19 protein-coding genes are annotated in these 16,108 nt (G+C 35.7%); all 19 read right to left on the bottom strand.

Features of this window, described 5'->3' with window-relative positions; genetic code table 11:
• Nucleotides 1–50: 50 nt before the first annotated feature.
• Nucleotides 51–266: a DUF2798 domain-containing protein gene (locus DOS84_RS10635; protein WP_111410109.1), complete on the bottom strand. Its 216-nt coding sequence runs from the start codon at nucleotides 264–266 to the stop codon at nucleotides 51–53.
• A gap of 121 nt (nucleotides 267–387) precedes the next feature.
• Entirely contained in the window at nucleotides 388–807 is a 420-nt protein-coding gene (locus tag DOS84_RS10630) for an organic hydroperoxide resistance protein (protein WP_111410108.1), read from the bottom strand.
• A 41-nt stretch (nucleotides 808–848) separates the two neighbouring features.
• Entirely contained in the window at nucleotides 849–1,259 is a 411-nt protein-coding gene (locus tag DOS84_RS10625; RefSeq protein ID WP_243636367.1) for a cupin domain-containing protein, read from the bottom strand.
• 58 nt (nucleotides 1,260–1,317) lie between these two features.
• A complete protein-coding gene (locus DOS84_RS10620) occupies nucleotides 1,318–2,595 on the bottom strand; it encodes an epoxide hydrolase family protein (protein ID WP_279386391.1) in 1,278 nt (425 codons plus the stop codon).
• Nucleotides 2,596–2,667: 72 nt separating this feature from the next.
• Entirely contained in the window at nucleotides 2,668–3,669 is a 1,002-nt protein-coding gene (locus DOS84_RS10615) for a nitrilase-related carbon-nitrogen hydrolase (protein WP_111410105.1), read from the bottom strand.
• A 281-nt stretch (nucleotides 3,670–3,950) separates the two neighbouring features.
• Complete coding sequence (locus DOS84_RS10610; protein WP_111410104.1) at nucleotides 3,951–5,162, bottom strand: MFS transporter; 1,212 nt, start codon at nucleotides 5,160–5,162, stop codon at nucleotides 3,951–3,953.
• 68 nt (nucleotides 5,163–5,230) lie between these two features.
• Complete coding sequence (locus DOS84_RS10605; RefSeq protein WP_111410103.1) at nucleotides 5,231–5,812, bottom strand: TetR/AcrR family transcriptional regulator; 582 nt, start codon at nucleotides 5,810–5,812, stop codon at nucleotides 5,231–5,233.
• Nucleotides 5,813–5,918: 106 nt separating this feature from the next.
• Nucleotides 5,919–7,004, bottom strand: coding sequence for an NAD(P)H-dependent flavin oxidoreductase (locus tag DOS84_RS10600; protein ID WP_111410102.1), 1,086 nt, complete (start codon nucleotides 7,002–7,004; stop codon nucleotides 5,919–5,921).
• Nucleotides 7,005–7,021: 17 nt separating this feature from the next.
• On the bottom strand, nucleotides 7,022–7,402 hold the full coding sequence (locus DOS84_RS10595; protein ID WP_243636365.1) for a nuclear transport factor 2 family protein: 381 nt from the start codon (nucleotides 7,400–7,402) through the stop codon (nucleotides 7,022–7,024).
• A 196-nt stretch (nucleotides 7,403–7,598) separates the two neighbouring features.
• Nucleotides 7,599–8,153, bottom strand: coding sequence for a YceI family protein (locus tag DOS84_RS10590; protein ID WP_111410100.1), 555 nt, complete (start codon nucleotides 8,151–8,153; stop codon nucleotides 7,599–7,601).
• 83 nt (nucleotides 8,154–8,236) lie between these two features.
• The gene (locus DOS84_RS10585) at nucleotides 8,237–8,812 is read right to left on the bottom strand and encodes a Crp/Fnr family transcriptional regulator (RefSeq protein WP_111410099.1); all 576 of its coding nucleotides are present in this window, start codon (nucleotides 8,810–8,812) and stop codon (nucleotides 8,237–8,239) included.
• Nucleotides 8,813–9,335: 523 nt separating this feature from the next.
• Nucleotides 9,336–9,986 carry an NADPH-dependent F420 reductase gene (locus tag DOS84_RS10575; protein ID WP_111410097.1) on the bottom strand — a complete coding sequence of 217 codons (651 nt, stop codon included), beginning with the start codon at nucleotides 9,984–9,986 and terminating at the stop codon, nucleotides 9,336–9,338.
• 102 nt (nucleotides 9,987–10,088) lie between these two features.
• On the bottom strand, nucleotides 10,089–10,838 hold the full coding sequence (locus tag DOS84_RS10570) for a Crp/Fnr family transcriptional regulator (protein WP_243636364.1): 750 nt from the start codon (nucleotides 10,836–10,838) through the stop codon (nucleotides 10,089–10,091).
• A 77-nt stretch (nucleotides 10,839–10,915) separates the two neighbouring features.
• On the bottom strand, nucleotides 10,916–11,311 hold the full coding sequence (locus tag DOS84_RS10565) for a response regulator (protein WP_111410096.1): 396 nt from the start codon (nucleotides 11,309–11,311) through the stop codon (nucleotides 10,916–10,918).
• 4 nt (nucleotides 11,312–11,315) lie between these two features.
• Nucleotides 11,316–12,518 carry a PAS domain-containing protein gene (locus DOS84_RS10560; RefSeq protein WP_111410095.1) on the bottom strand — a complete coding sequence of 401 codons (1,203 nt, stop codon included), beginning with the start codon at nucleotides 12,516–12,518 and terminating at the stop codon, nucleotides 11,316–11,318.
• Complete coding sequence (locus DOS84_RS10555) at nucleotides 12,409–13,023, bottom strand: PAS domain-containing protein (protein ID WP_111410094.1); 615 nt, start codon at nucleotides 13,021–13,023, stop codon at nucleotides 12,409–12,411. The genes DOS84_RS10560 and DOS84_RS10555 overlap by 110 nt, the downstream gene beginning before the upstream one ends.
• Before the next feature lie 163 nt (nucleotides 13,024–13,186).
• Nucleotides 13,187–14,167 (bottom strand): BtrH N-terminal domain-containing protein, encoded by a 981-nt coding sequence (locus DOS84_RS10550; protein ID WP_111410093.1) that lies wholly within the window; start codon nucleotides 14,165–14,167, stop codon nucleotides 13,187–13,189.
• 166 nt (nucleotides 14,168–14,333) lie between these two features.
• Entirely contained in the window at nucleotides 14,334–15,221 is an 888-nt protein-coding gene (locus tag DOS84_RS10545) for an alpha/beta hydrolase family protein (RefSeq protein WP_111410092.1), read from the bottom strand.
• A 169-nt stretch (nucleotides 15,222–15,390) separates the two neighbouring features.
• On the bottom strand, nucleotides 15,391–15,663 hold the full coding sequence (locus DOS84_RS10540) for a hypothetical protein (protein WP_111410091.1): 273 nt from the start codon (nucleotides 15,661–15,663) through the stop codon (nucleotides 15,391–15,393).
• Between the last annotated feature and the right edge of the window lie 445 nt (nucleotides 15,664–16,108).

Here is a 16,108-nt window from a genome sequence, read left to right as displayed (position 1 = left end):
TATTGTTAGCGTTTAATCTTTTCAATCGTGATCAAGACCTAATTTGCGCCTCATTTATTTCTAAATAAATAGGACACCAATTGTTGCACTTTAGGCCCAACAAAAAGAATGACAGGTACAATTAGGACGTAAGCCATTCCCCAGGATTTGATCCATCTTGCTAAAAATTTTTCAGTAAAACCAACATTTATGCTAATTAGCGTAAAAGAAATAAGGCCAGTGGTAATAATGCCCATAATAAAAGCGGCTGCAATTCTTTGTTTCATGACTTTGTATTACTATAATATTTAATCAATTAAGGCTATAATGCAATTTATTGCATGTTTAAAACTGGTTCTACCCCCTGAAATAGGGAACAAAACCAATCATTAAACCAATCTTAGATCATTAGATAAGATTATACTCGGTTTTAACATTACCGCGTATCGCTTTTGAATATGGACAGGTTTGTGCTGCGCCTTCAATAATGCTATTAGCAACATCCGACTCTAATCCGGGTAAGCTTATATTTAAACGTGCCTGCAACGAATAGCCTTCGTCGCTTGATACTAAGTCAACCTCAGCGCTTACGGAATGGTCCGCAGGAAGTTTTACATTTAAATTGGCAGCCGCTTTCCCCATTGCTCCAATAAAGCATGCTGACCAACCAGCAGCAAATAATTGTTCCGGATTTGTCCCGGGTCTATTGCTCCCCGGAGATGAAAGTATTATGTCTAATTGACCATCAGAACTTTTAGATTCACCTGTTCTACCACCTGTAGTATGTGTTACAGCTGTGTAAAGTACTTTTTCAATGTTAGTTTCCATTTTTAAGTGTATTAAAATTAATATTTGTTTTATAAATTGTTTTATTTTTTCATAACTAGTACAGGCTTCCCTTTTTCAACAATATAGGTGGCCAACTCGACAGCCTTATCGTTTCCATTATTCTTCGCTGCATGAATCTGTCCTGCAGGAATAAAGAGTACATTCCCTGCTTTAAGTGTAACGGGTAGTGAACCTTCAACTTCGTATTCTAGCGAACCTGCTAGGACGTAGATAATTTCTTCACCAGGATGCGAGTGTTTTCCAAAGGCAGCACCAGCTTCAAAGTCAATCCTTACTTGAATAGCCTCACGTCCGGAAACGCTAAGATCTTGTCGTTGAAGTTCTGTCCGTTTTATTCCAGACTGTTGTGCTAAAGCATCATTTGGGAACAGTAGTGCTCCAATACCCATGATAATAATGGCAATCAGCAATATTTTTTTTCTCTTTTTCATATGTTCCATTTATTGTGGTAATAGAAGGGCAACTAATATGTGTTGCCCTTCGTATGGATTAGCGCAGTGATTTAAATGCCAGGCGCAATTCTTGTGTAAATAATTGTGGTTGCTCCCATGCTGCAAAATGCCCCCCTTTATCCACTTCATGGAAGTAAATCAGATTATTAAAAGCACGACGGGCCCATGATTGCGGAGATGTAAATACATCCTCAGGAAATACTGTAATAGCAACCGGCAACTTGATTTGATCGGTTTTCATTGAACCTGCGCTAACAATTTCTTTGTTTCTGTTCTCCCAGTAAATTCGAGCTGAGGAAGTTCCAGAGTTGGTTAACCAATAAAGTGTAATATCATCCAATACCTCATCTTTTGTTAGAGACTGTTTAGGATCATTTCCGTAAGACCAATTAGAAAAACCAGGATGCAAAAGAAGCCATGAAGCAAGAGCAACTGGAGAGTCGTTCATACCGTAACCAATCGCTTGTGGACGTGAAGTCATTGTTGATTTGTAGGTAAAATTTCCCTCTTTGATCGATTTACTAAGGTGATCGAAAGCTGCTTTTTCCTGAGGAGAAAACCCTTCTGGTGCTATTCCGCTTCCTAGTGCTTTACCTGCTTCTGTAGGTAATGTTGCAGGTAAGTTGCTGTGGATACCCAATAATCCTTCAGGAGCCTGCAATGCCATTGAATTAACTACTCCAGCACCCCAATCTCCACCTTGAGCAACGTAATGTTTATATCCAAGACGATTTACTAATACTGCCCAAGCTTTTCCTATTCGGTCCACATCCCATCCTGCTTCAGTTGGTTTTCCTGAAAAACCAAAACCTGGCAATGAAGGTATAATAACATCAAAAGCATCTTCTGCTTTTCCACCATAAGCTACTGGATCAGTTAGTGGCCCAATGACTTTAACAAATTCAAATATTGAACCCGGCCATCCATGCGTTAATATAAGCGGCATAGCGTCACGCTCTTTAGAACGAACATGGATGAAGTGAATATCCACTCCGTCTATCTTAGTTATAAATTGAGGGTATGCATTTAGTTTTACTTCTGCTTTTCTCCAATCATAATTGGTGCCCCAATATTGCACCAAACCTTGCAATTTAGAAAGTTGTACACCTTGTGATTGGTCAGCAACAGTTTCTTTACTAGGCCATTTTGTAGCCAATAACCGTTCCCGTAGATCTTTCAAATCTGTATTAGAAACAGCAACCCGATAAGGGCGGATAGCCTCATCATTTTTTACATCCGCTTTTTTTGATCCTCCTTGCGCCGCAGCAACGGTTAACTGTAATGCTAACACCCCAGTCCATAAAGCACGACCCATAATATTTCTTGAATTTTTCATTTTTTTATTTCTTTTCCTTTTAATTTTTATTCTTTATTCTCGCCCTCTTTATTACTCTTTCAAAACTTGACTTTGAACTGTGACTGGCTCTGTATAAACTACACGTTCGTGTACGTGAGCAGTCGGTGTACGGTCTATAAGCAAACTCAATAATTCAGGACGACTATAGTGGCCGCTGGCATCCATTAATCTTTTACGCGCATCTATCTGTGCAAAATCAATATCGGCAATAACTTCACCTTCGCCATCTTTAATTGGTTCTCCAATAAGTTGACCATCTGGACCAACAATTGCCGTAAAACAGCCTCCTGATATAGGGCCAATTGGGCCTCCAGTATCTGATGCTATCTGTGCCAATTGATCTTTATCCAACCAACCTGTTGCGACAACCACGAAACAAGCTGATTCAAGAGCGTGCTGACGAACGTTAATTTCTGTCTGCTCGCTGTGCAAAGGACCCAAAAAAGACCCTGGATACATCGCTGAGTGAATCTGCTCACCATCGGCGATAAGTGCATAACGGAATAATGGATTGTAATGTTCCCAACAGGCCAATTGTCCAATGCGTCCTACAGTACTGTCAACAGCACGTAGACCAGATGCATCTCCCTGTCCCCAGATCATTCTCTCGTGATAGGTTGGTGTTAATTTGCGTCGACGCTGAATAAGTGTTCCATCTGCATCAAATAGTAGTTGTGTGTTATAAATTGTTCCTCCGTCACGTTCGTTTACACCAATCGATACCACCATATTTGCTTCTTTAGCTGCCTTACCAATAGCATCGGTGTCCGCAGATGGTACGGTAACTGATTCTTCCAATAATCGCAGATGTTCTTTCGCCATTGCGTAAGGAGCCTGAACAAAAGAGAAATAAGGATAATAGGGTATGATTGTTTCAGGGAAAGTGGCATATTGCACTCCTTTTTTTCCTAATTCACGAATCTTGTTTACCACCTTTTCAACAGTACCTTCTCTACTGTATAATACTGGACTGATTTGTACAGCGGCAACTTTAACCACTCTAGTAGTTTCTGATTTTTTGATATTTTCCATTGTTTCTTTTTTTAATGATTTATTTTATTATGTGTCAAAATTAATACGCCACCAAAGTATACGCTACTAATAAATAAGGGAATAGGACAAAATTGGAGCTGAAGTAGACAATGTTGAAAGTCAAATTTTTCTGTATGTCCTTAATCTGAAAAATTCTTTATTTGTTTTAATGTTTTTTATCAATAGCTAGAAAAAGCAATCAATTTGACAAACAGTCTTGGGGAAACTGGTATTCATTTAAAACCTAGATAAAAACCCTAATATTTGGGCTTTATAATTTATTATTTGGTAGCACTAATAGCCAAATTAAGTAACCTAAATCTGTTAAAAGCCATGAAAATAAGGCAGATAAGCATGATTAGTGAAATATTTGCAAATCCTAGTAATAACTGGCTTTTTACAGCATATAAATTTACAAATCCATAGCTGAATAATGAGCTTACCATATATGTACCACCGCCAGTAAGACCACTTGCCACTCCTGCATTTTTAGAAAAACGACTTAGACAATATCCATAAATGTTATTAAAAATAAAACCACCACAGACGTTAATTCCCATTGTGAAGCCAATCAAAGTATAAATATTACTTTCTATCGAAGCTGTAAAAATCATAAGTAAAACCAAAATAACTTGTACAGAAACCGCAATAGTTACTTTCTTCCCTAAAGGTTTATGAATAAGAGATTTGGAAATAATCCCTCCAGTCATAACGGATAGACCTGATAATAAAGAACTATAGCCCGTGGTAATTGCTGAATACCCAAATACACGTTCTACGATAAAAGGACTTGATAGACTATAAACTACAACAAGACCGAAGCATATACCAAGAATTAATAATCCCAACGTAAAATCACCAGATTTTAGCATACCGGAGTAGGTTTTTGCTATAGATTTTAATTTAAAAGGATGATAATACTTTATAGATTCGCCACTATATAAAAGTTCTAAAATCAGAAAAAGTAATGATAACCCGCCAAGGAAATAGAAGTTCGATCTCCAGTCAAAATTACTTTGCAAGTATCCTCCTAAAAACGGCGCCATTATAGGTGCGCAAGCCCAAATTATAGAGAATATACTAATATAACTTTTTAATTTTTCGCCCGAATAAAGATCAACAAAATAAGCACGTTTAGCGACTACAATAAATGCAATTGCAATTCCTTGAATAATTCGCATAGCATATATCACATAAATATTGGGAACAAAAGCAATAATGAAGCTTGTAACCGAAAATACCGCCAGTGACGCAATACTAATTTTAAAGCGTCCGAAGCTATCCAATATACTCCCGATGAAAATCTGGCTAACTCCTAAACTGAACATAAAGAAGACAAGCGAAAGTTGAATGGCAGATGCTGAAACATGCAGATCCTTAGCCATGGACGGAAGTGACGGCAAATAAATATCTGTTGCAAATCCCGATAACGGAATAAGTGCCAAGGCCAATATGGTACTAAAACCTTGATGATTTTCTTTTAAATTTTTCATTTATTTTTATATTAACAATTAACAAAATAGACCGATTGGTCTTAAAATAATCAAAAAAAAAAAAAAAACTACAGCAAATATGTGTCAAATTCAGTTTTGATACTCTCCAAAATAATTTTCATTTGGTCATTATTTCCTAGAACTTTTCTACATAAAATAGCTCCTTCAATCGTAGCGAAAACTTTTATGCTAAAATGTTCAGCATTTACTTTTGGCGATAATTCCTGACTCTCAATACCATTCTCGATTATATTACAAAATCTTTTTTGGGCGGAACAAATAGCATTTTTTACGTGTTCTTTCATAACCGGGTTTGTATCATCTGCTTCCGCTCCAAAATTTAAAATAGGACAACCATCTATAGTATTTTTATCATTTGCATAAACATCCAATAAATTATAAAACTTTGCCTTGGCCGATTTACCTTCCAATACAGCTTTATCTAACTTATTGGCCAATTGAGATCTTAGATATAAAAATGACTTCATACAGATCTCTTCTTTGTTCTCAAAGTTCCCATAAATACCGCCTTTAGCCAGCTTAGTAGCCTCCATAATATCACTCAAAGAAGTTCCAGCCATCCCTTTTCTGTTAATTATAGGAGCGGATGTTTCAATTATAAATTGCCTGGTGCGCTCTGCTTTACTCATAGCCTTTTAGTTTAAAGCACAAATATAGACCGTTCGGTCTTAACTGCAAATATTTTAACTTTTTTTTAAAATGTCAACATGACAAAGCCATATTTGATTTTTGTTCTTATGCCTTTAAATCATTAAAGTAAGCTGAGGTTTCCTCAATTAAAGAACGCATTAACTCATTAGCTTTTGTGTGTTTCAAAATTGGCGCTATTTGTCCGCCCCAAAACAATATCATATCCCATTTTTGCTGATCAAGCGCTGCTTTTCGCAATGGCGAGATAAAAGTCGTCTGCAATGGGAATGGCAGTACATTAGCTTCCTTGCCTATCATTTCCTTAGCAATTCTGCTGATTATTCCCCGGCCGAGTCTTCCTGTGTATGCCCGTGACAATGTGGTATATTTTGCTGCATCAGAAAACAGCATTTGTTTATGAATTGGTAAAGCATTTGATTCATCACAGGCTAAAAAAGCTGTTCCTATTTGAGCTGCACTAGCCCCCAAAGCTAAAGCTGCTGCAACCCCTTTTCCATTCGCAATTCCGCCAGCTGCAATAACCGGAATTTTTACTTTTTCCCTAATTAATTGCAGTAAAACAAAAGTCCCTGTTAAAGAAGATTCTGCCGAAACTAAAAAGGAAGGTCGATGACCACCAGCTTCAAAACCAGACGCGATAATCATATCTACTCCTGAATTTTCCAAAAAAATAGCTTCATCCAAAGTTGTTGCCGCACCAACGGTCACAATACCATTTTTTTTGCACTGCTCCAAAACATCCGCAGAAGGAACGCCAAACATAAAACTGAACACTTTTGGACGAACATCCAAAATCACTTTCAACTGATTTTCAAATCTGGATTGGAATGATGCTGGTTTCTCCGGCAAAGGAATACCCACTTCATCAAAATAAGGTTTAAACGCCTCTTTAGCTTTGTTGAACTGCTCATCCGTTATACCGTCTGAATGCATATCCGAATCAGATACCCAAAGATTTAGATTATAAGGTTTATTAGTAGCTGCTTTTATTTGCCTGTCTGCCTCATAAATTTCCTGCGGACTCATTGTATACGCTCCATAACCGCCAAGACCTCCTGCATTGGAAACCGCTGCTGTTAATTCTACCGATGACAGATTACCTCCAAATGGTCCCTGAAGTATTGGATACTTTATTCCTAACAACGCTGAAGCTTTCGTATTGTACCACATGATATTATCATTTTAGTTTATTTGCTTAAATCTGTCAACATTTTATTGACAATGAGCCATTTGCCATTAATCTTATGAAAAGATAAAAAATCTCGATAATTAAAGTCATACATTTTGACATTAATCTCCGCCACCGCAATTGAATTTACGACTTTTATGTTCAAAATTTCCCCTTTAAAAGGTTTACCAGAATCTTTTGGGCTCTGTCTATTTTTTACGCCCTCCAAATACAAATCAACTGTCTTAAAATACGGCTGTCCTTTTACATCTCCATAAACCAATGTTCCAGGATTAAAAATACTCCCTAACAGTATTACATCTCCTTCATAAATTCCTTTAAAATAACAGTTTTCTACTGCGTCTGTGATGGCTAATACATCTTCTTGTTGATTTTCCATTTTGATATTATTTTGTGCTTTAAGTCCTGATGTTACACAGAACATTAAAGCTATTAGTATTGCAAATTTTTTCATCTTAATTTAAATTATGCCCAGCACCACTGCCTTAATCGACATTGATAATTGAATCGGTAATCAGCCTTATTTAGAAGTTAACCCTTCACGAGTCAATTCTATTTTTACGTAAGGCATGGCTTTAGTTTTTAGATTGTTCTGAGAATATGGCTTCGGCATTAATATTAAAATCCAACTCAAAGTTGTTGTAAATCAATGTATCCCCCAAATCTTTAAAGAAATTACCGGAACGGAATTTGATATCATATTTCGTACGATCAATAATTAGTTTTCCATTAAGAGAAATTACATTTCTACTATTTTCTACGGCTGCTTCAAAACCAACAAGATGTGTAATCCCTTTTATAGTAAGATTTCCTTCAAGATAATAAGCGATGTTTGACAACTCTTTTGCAGTAAGAATATCAAAAGATGCCGTAGGGAATTTTTCGATAGAGAAAAAATCATCAGAGGCAAGATGACCTGCAAATTGCGCATTTGTATCTGAATCTGTTATATCCAATATTTTAATGGTTGCCGTATCAATAACAACAATTCCACTTTTTAATTTTCCATCGTTTAGGACGAAATTACCTTCTTTGATACCAATTGTACCATTATGTGCACCGGTCACTTTTCGACCGGTCCAATCGACACTGCTGTTTGAACTGACGATTTTAAAATTCTTTGTTTCCATTTTTATTGTATTTAAAAGTACAATGCAAAGGAACGCTGGATATTGAAATTGGTTACGTGACCTACATCACATTCTGATTTGGGTTAATGTGAAGCATAAAGCCGACTTAAGGTTTCTCTCGATACTCCTAAATAAGCCGCGATCAAATGCTTTGGAACAAGATTGTATAATTGTGGATATAATGCCAAAAGTTCTTCATAGCGAATTTTTACATTATTATTCATAAAAGATAATAATCGTTTTTGAGAGGCGATATATCCTTTATTGGTCCTCCATCGAAAAAAATGCTCCACCTGATGAAACTCCTTGCAAAGTTTTTCACGATCATCGTTAGAAAGACAAAGCACTTCGGCATCTGTAATACAGTCAATATTTATTGTTGCCTTGGTTTGATTGTACAGCGCACTATAATCTGAAGTCCACCATGTAGGCATCGCAAACTGCAGTATATACATTTTGATTTCATCATTGATAAAAAAAGCTTTTAAACAACCCGAAACCACAAAATATTCGCAATCTACTTTATCGCCAGAAATAATGATAGTCTGACCTTTCTTGAAAAATAAGGGCTTAAAATGAGAATATACATAATCGAATTGCTCGTCTGTAATTGAAGCCGTTTTGGCTATATGATCTTGTAATAATAATTTGGCTTCCATCCTTAAATTTGAATAAATACTGACTTAATTTTCAAACTGTAAAATTAAATACATAATCTGGACAAATCATTGTAAAGTTATAAAATCAAATTAACTTATTGATTATGAATTCAAATTGTCCGATTCAAACTGTTTTCAATATGCTTTTGAAGGCTCCTGACACAATTGACACACTTGACACAATTTCATTTTATAAAATAATCAAATTCAAATTGCGGAACAATACACACTTTGCAGTAAAAGGAAAATTAAATATGAAAAAGTTTTGTCACAAATATTTACAAAATATGGGACAAGTAAACACCTTGCATATACAAAACAAAATACAGATGGGATGCTGCTTAATTCTTCAATTATTCTACACTAAAATACGATATGTATTAACACATAGACCCTGTAACATTGTGCAGCTCAAAAAATTGCTTACCCAATTTAAGTTGCTGGCTAAAAATAATATTTGAGTATAAAAAAAATGTTATTAGAATGATTATTTTTTTCATAGAACTTCTTTTTTTAGTTTTAATTAGATTTTTGCTTTTGCTTCAGTTGCGTTTACAGGTTTTCCAATTGCTCCAAATTCATGTAAATCACCAAAAACTTCGATACGAATAGATTGGTCCAAGCCGCCTACTTTTACTGCGTCAAAGCCATTGTCGTGTATAAGCTGCTCAACTGCTGCATTAATGGTGGTATCGTCAGTTGCATAAAACAATACCGATTTTTGAGGCGATTGATGAGCTGCACCTGCCAACGAAGCTGCACCTAATGTTCCGAATGCTTTTACTAATTTTGCTCCTTTTGGCAATAGGGCTGCATTTAATTGTCCCGCTGATTCGTTTTCATTAATAATTTTTTTGAAGCCACCATTTTCATCTGGCGCGATTGGATTGGAAGGATCTATGATGATTTTTCCCTGAAGTTCAGTACCATATTGTTTGAAAAATTCCTGTATGGTGTTGAACCAAACTGAAAGTACAATTATGTCGGCATTCTTAATGGCCTCGACAGTTTCAGATGCTGTTGCAAGGCTTCCTAATTCTTGTGCCAATGCTTTTGCTTCCTCCAATTTGCGGCTTGCAATAATTATGGGTCTGTTACCTTTTACAAAATTTTTGGCTACTGTTTTCCCGATGTTTCCTAAGCCGATTACGGCTACTTTTGAAGTTGTTATCATACTATTTCTTTTTAAATTTTATTGGTAATTTAATAATACAAAGATGCATTGGAAAGAAGGCTCTCTCCAATGAACTGCGTCAAGAAATAGTATTGATGTAGATTAAGACTTTTTAGTTTGCTTGTTTCGTAAGCGACTTAAAAACTCTGGCGTAATGCCCAAGAAGTAAGCGATTTGTGTTTGTGGCAGTCTTTTTGTGAGATGTGGATAACTATCAAGAAATGAATTGTATCTTTCCTCGGCAGTAGAACTAATGTTTTGTAATAATCGCTTTTGAAGTGATACAAAACTATTTTCAATTAACACCCTAAAAATGCGATCGAACTTTGGTGCTTTTGTAAACAGTAATAATAAATTTTCGTGGCTAATCTGTAAAACCATTGTATCTTCCAAAGCATCCATATTGAGTTCAGATGGTTTACGTTCGTGAAAGCTGCCGATATCGCTCAACCACCAATTTTCGGCAGCAAATTGTAAAATATGTGTATTTCCTTTGTTATCAATTTTATAAATTCTTAGGCATCCACGCACAATAAAATTGAACTGATTGCAAACATCTCCTTCCTGTAATACATATTGTCTTTTTCGGTAAAGCCGTGGTCTGAATAATTCTGTCACCAATTGTTTTTCTTCATTGTTTAAAGGGATTACTTTGTGAAAGTAGTCCAGAAGTGGTTTGATTTGTGAATGTATAATGTCGTCTTTGTTCATTTTTTGTCTGTCTATCGAGTTTTGATAGGGTGTTCCCTCCATTGTCCATAAAGTTATGCAGCTACCCTGAGGACGGGGTAAATCATCACAGATACAAGACCAACTTTCCATTAAGCCAATTGCCAAAATCAGTTGTGTCATCTAAATTAGATACAGGTACTTGTCTGTTTTATTAAAGTATTTAAAGTCAAATTTACGACGGTTTGACCATCTAAAACTCAAGTTATTTCATCGGAGTTCAAAATTACCCCGATATCTTGTTTCGAAAGTGGTTTATGATAAAATTTCTTAATCACAGGATATGATTGAGCTTTTAGCATATCGCTTTCATCTGTTGAGGATGTGACAATGTACAGTTGAAATTTGGTAAAAGAATTGAGATTTATTTTTTTTAGGTTGTCTAAAAATCCCCATCCATTTAATACAGGCATATTAATGTCTAAAAGTACAACAATATCATCGATTGTCTCTCGTAGTGTTTCTAATACCGACAAAGCAACTTCTCCGTTATCACATTGATGACAATTAACTGAACTGTCCATATTATGAATCATTTTTTGGATAATCATCCTGACAATTGGATCATCATCAACTATAAGTATTGTTTTGTTCATTTCTTCAGGTTAAGTGTTGTGCTTTATCGACCATGTCCTTTATAATTTCATCCAATTCATTTGCGGAATCTCTTAAATGTTTTAGCCACATTAAAGTATCATCCAGATTTTTATCATTATCCTCAATAACATTCATAATCCCCAACATTCTTGCGAGAGGAGCCCGTACTATATGTGACTGAGTCCAAGCAATATTTTTAAGTTTTTCATTCTGTATTTCAATTTGGCTCACATATCTACTTCTGCTTATTTCAAAATTCTTTCGCTCCGTTATATCATTCATGGCTCCTACCATGCGGATAGGATTTCCTTTTTCATCTCGGATTACAATGCCCTTGTCAATCACATTAGCATAAGTACCGTCATTTTTTTGATATCGATACTCGGCAATCCAGTTAGATTGGTCAGGTTTTTCGAGTGCTCTATAAATACTTTGCAATACCCATTCTTGATCCTCAGGATGGATGTGATTAGTCCAGGACTCTAAAGTTGGGGTGTTTTTTTCAATTTGGTATCCAAACAGTTTTTTGAAGCCAGCTCCCCAATACAGCGTATTTTCTAAGATATTCCAATCCCATATCGCATCATTGGTCGCTTCTGCAACTTTTTCAAAGCGTTCATTGGATTGAAGAAGGCGTATATCCGACTCTTTTCTCAGAGTAATATCTTTAAAATATACAGATAGTCCGGTGGTTGAGGGATATACCGTCACTTCGAGCCACATATTTAATGCTGGGTAAAACTCTTCAAAGTCCAAGTTTTCCTGAGTTTCCAGGGCTTTGTGATATTGGCGGTAAAAACCAGTTCCAACGACGTCAGGATATTCATCCCAAAGGTTTTTACCAATGATGGCTTCTCTTTTCCTACCTAAAAGCTTTTCGGTTTCTTTGTTCCAATAGGTTACTACCCAATCTTTATTCACATAGAAAAAAGCATCTCCAATACTTTCCAATATGTTAATTTTCTCCTGATAGGCTTTTTCAAGTTTTTCTGCCACCTGTTTGCGTTCATCAATATTCTTGAAGTATGCAGATACGCCACCCTGCGATGGATAGGCATTAATTTCATACCATTTTCCATTTCCAGGGTAATAGTATTCAAAGGATTCCGTGTTTTTTTGTACGGGCGACCCTTTGATAAATTTTCCGAATGGAGGTATTTGCACTTGCTGGAAATAATTCCCAAATATTCTTGCCCAAAACTTCATCAGCCTTCTTTAAGAGTAAGTTCTCGGCTTCCTTGTTGAAATAAGTAAATTTCCAGTTTTTGTCAACGGCATAAAAAGCATCAGATATACTTCCCAAAATCTCCCGAATCTGAAGCTCCAGCATTTTGGAAACATGAATATCCTGAAAACTGCCATATATCCGCTGGCATTTCCCTTCAACCATCTCTACATTACCAATAGCCCGAATCCATCGTTCTTTCTTTTTTTTAGTGACTATTACAGCTTCAAAGTCAAATGCAACACCAGTTTTAATACAATTTTGTAAAATTTCATTTACCATTGACCGAAAATCTACCCTATAAAAACTAAGAGATGTTCCTAAATCAGGGATGAAAGTTTTCGGGTTTGTTTCGTGGAGTTCATGTACAATATTTGACCAGTAAATTTTGTCACCTACCACATCAAATTCCCAACTTCCAATTCTAGCCAGTTTTGATGCCTGCTGGTAAAAGTAGCTGTTGAAGTCTTCTTTTTTCTCTTTCATTTTTTCAATTATTTCCCCTGTGCTTTATATACTTGTGTATAATGTTCTGGTACTACGGGTTTGGGACTAAATTAAGCCCATTATTCGGATTTGCCAAATAATTCTAAATACAAAGTCAACTTCCCATTAGACCAATTGCCCTAATCAGTTGTTTGCGATTCGGCTATATTGTCGCTAACATTTCCATTGTCTTTTTTTCTTTGTCTGATATGGTTTTTAAAATGTCTGATGCTTGTTGAATATACTTAAAGTCTTTCGTTTGGCTGACTTTTTCAAATAACTGTGAAACCGAAGTCCAAAGTTCTGCAATTTCTGTAAAAGCCTCGTGTCCTGATTTCAGTTTGTCTAATCTAAGCAAGTCGTAACTTTCCTTTAAAAAATCTCGGTACAAGTTTCTAAATAATGCTCCGCCTGTCCCAGCTTTTTCCATAAGCATTGCAGAAGTTTTAAAGTCGTTTTCAATGTCTTTACTCGTCTTAAACCATTTAATTATTTCGGTGCTTGTTTTTAAAATTCCTTTATACCCAATATTTGTTATTGGTGGATTTAAATATTCAGTAGCGTTATTTCTAATGGCTTTTAATAGTGCAGTTTTTAAGTCAAATTTATGATCTGTTTTACGCAAAATGTAATACAAATTTTTTGATGACATTGGACCTTTTTCTGCTCTTGCTAATGACAAACTTTTCAAACTTGTTTTCACTTGTCCGCCTTGTTGTTTTGTGTCTACCAAAAAAGCATTTTCACTGTCGTAACCATAAATTGCAGTATAGTGTCCTGCAAAATGAAATGGTCGTGAAAAATATTCTAAATAAAAACAGTCTAATTTTAAGCCCACTGCTTGTCCATTATCAATTAATTCTTTTACGTTGTCCCAAGCCTTTTGCTTTGATGAAGTTTCCTTAACTGTCAATTCAAGGTTTAAATTTCTCGCAATATTTTCAGTTAGAGCGTCTGGTTTTACTCGTCCACCAATGAAAGGGAATTCCATAGATTTCATATTCCAAAAAATGAATCCTAGTCCTTCGCCCAACCCAAAAAGCATTGGCTCGGAAAGTTCAATATCCAGTTGTAGCAACAAAGTTCCTGTCGCCGTTGTTTCGCAATGCTGTCCGTCAAATGGTTTTATGTTCTCTATTTTCATTATCGCCCCTGATGTTGTTTTGGCTGATCGCTATATTCGTTTCCTTCCTAGAAGTGGTATACTAAATTAAGCTCTATTTTCGGATTTGACAAATGATACCAAATGCAAAGCCAACTTCCATTTAAGTCTATTGCCCAAATCCGTTGTAGCTGTTGTAGGCAGTGCTTTATTTTAATACTTTAGACTTCTTAATGTCCAAGGCTTTCTGTTTTATCCACTGAATTGAAATATCAACAGGTACTGTAATATTGCCAGAAGAAGTATTGTGTCCTAATGTTGAAAACAAAGTATATTCGAAAGGTTTGCCTTGAACTTTAAATGTATTTAATTGCTCTATGCACACTTTTACTGGAATTTGGATATCTTTCTCACCAAAAAGCCAAAGTCCTGGAATTGAAAGATTATCCAAAGAAATTTTTGGATCAGTAGCTGTAAATTGATACCTGTCTGGCTCATTTTTGATATGTTCAAGAGCATCTGATTCTGTATGATTTTCCCAAAAATTATTATTTCCATTAGTATAAAACTGAAATCGAAGTTGTTCCAGGGTTGTAATTGTAGGGCAACTAAATAAAACCATAAATTCTATTTGTGGACTTTTGTTTGCAGCAATTGGGATTATCCATCCTGCTTGACTGAAACCAACTAATCCAATTGGTGTTTTTTTATCTTTCAAATAGGTTCGAAGTGTATTTACTGCTGCACTTGCATCCTGAGATAATAAACTAAGATTAGTAGTGTCAATATTATTCGTTCCAACAGATGGTCCTACATATACACCGCCTGATTCTCCAACTCCACGTTTATCATATGTCAATACAGCAATGCCTTCTTTGGCAAGACGTTTAGCGAACTCCATTTCTCTTTTTACAAGATCAGACCCATGAACAATTACAACTGCTGCAAATGTTTTTTTAGGCGTTAAAATTGAGCCAGCAAGAGTGATGCCTTGGCTTTCAAACTTTACATCTTGAATGGTAAAATCGGCCGATTGAGAAAATACCATTTTGGGTAAAGTTATTAATAACAACCAAAGAAATAATTTAATGTTCATTTTAGTTTAATTTAAAATAGTTTTGAATTGCCTTGGTCTTCATTAGCATAGCCTCAAAGTTTCGCCTGTAACCGCAGTTGCAAATCAAAGCGAAGTGAGTTCTCTCTGCCAAGATAAAACTTTCTCGAGAACTAACAATTTCTGGCTACCGAAATCTCCGTAATTGAGGTTACAGGCGTTCGCCCGCAAAAAGAAGTACTGCATTCGCACACAAAACGATGCGATCTACTCCACTTTTTTTCAAGCTCTCACAAGCATCCGATAATACTTCAGAGGAATTGTCCCAGCTTTCTGCTTGAATCTTTCCCAAGTTTAAAAAATAAATAATGCATTCCGCAAAATTTAATCCACCTAATTTTGAATTTACATCTTCATTTATAAACTTATGATACTCCATTGTAGATAACCAACTTTTTCCTCCCACTAATCCATTTTTTTTCATAAATATGTTGTTATGTATTTGTTGGTTTTATTTTATAATGCTGCTTTAAAGTTATAGACAGTGTTCTGGCAGCATTTGTTGAGGTTGCGGAATTTGTTATAGCTTGCCTTCCGCTAAACGAAAATACAAAGTAAATGAGAAACTCTATAAGCTCTCTTTTTGCTTAAAAATAAAACCTTGTTTAAAATGGCTTAAATGAGGTTATTTTTTTCTATTTTCTATCGATTCAGATTTTTTATGATAGCATGGATTTGCAAATCTGCACCTGTTCAAGAACTATATGATTTAAATCTAATTTTAAATCAGCGCTATCGTTCAGGAGATAAAGTATAATGTCTTGGAGTGCCGCCCGAATCCATTGTAGTTGTTATGCACAGCCTCCATTGTCCCTTCAAATATGCTTTTTATATTAATGAAAAAAAGTAGCTTTTAATGAAAATGAAGC

Origin of the sequence: Flavobacterium aquariorum (assembly GCF_003254745.1) — a bacterium.
Taxonomy (GTDB): domain Bacteria; phylum Bacteroidota; class Bacteroidia; order Flavobacteriales; family Flavobacteriaceae; genus Flavobacterium; species Flavobacterium aquariorum.
The sequence above is the reverse complement of the archived record's forward strand: the minus strand, read 5'-3'. Positions and strand labels throughout refer to the sequence as shown.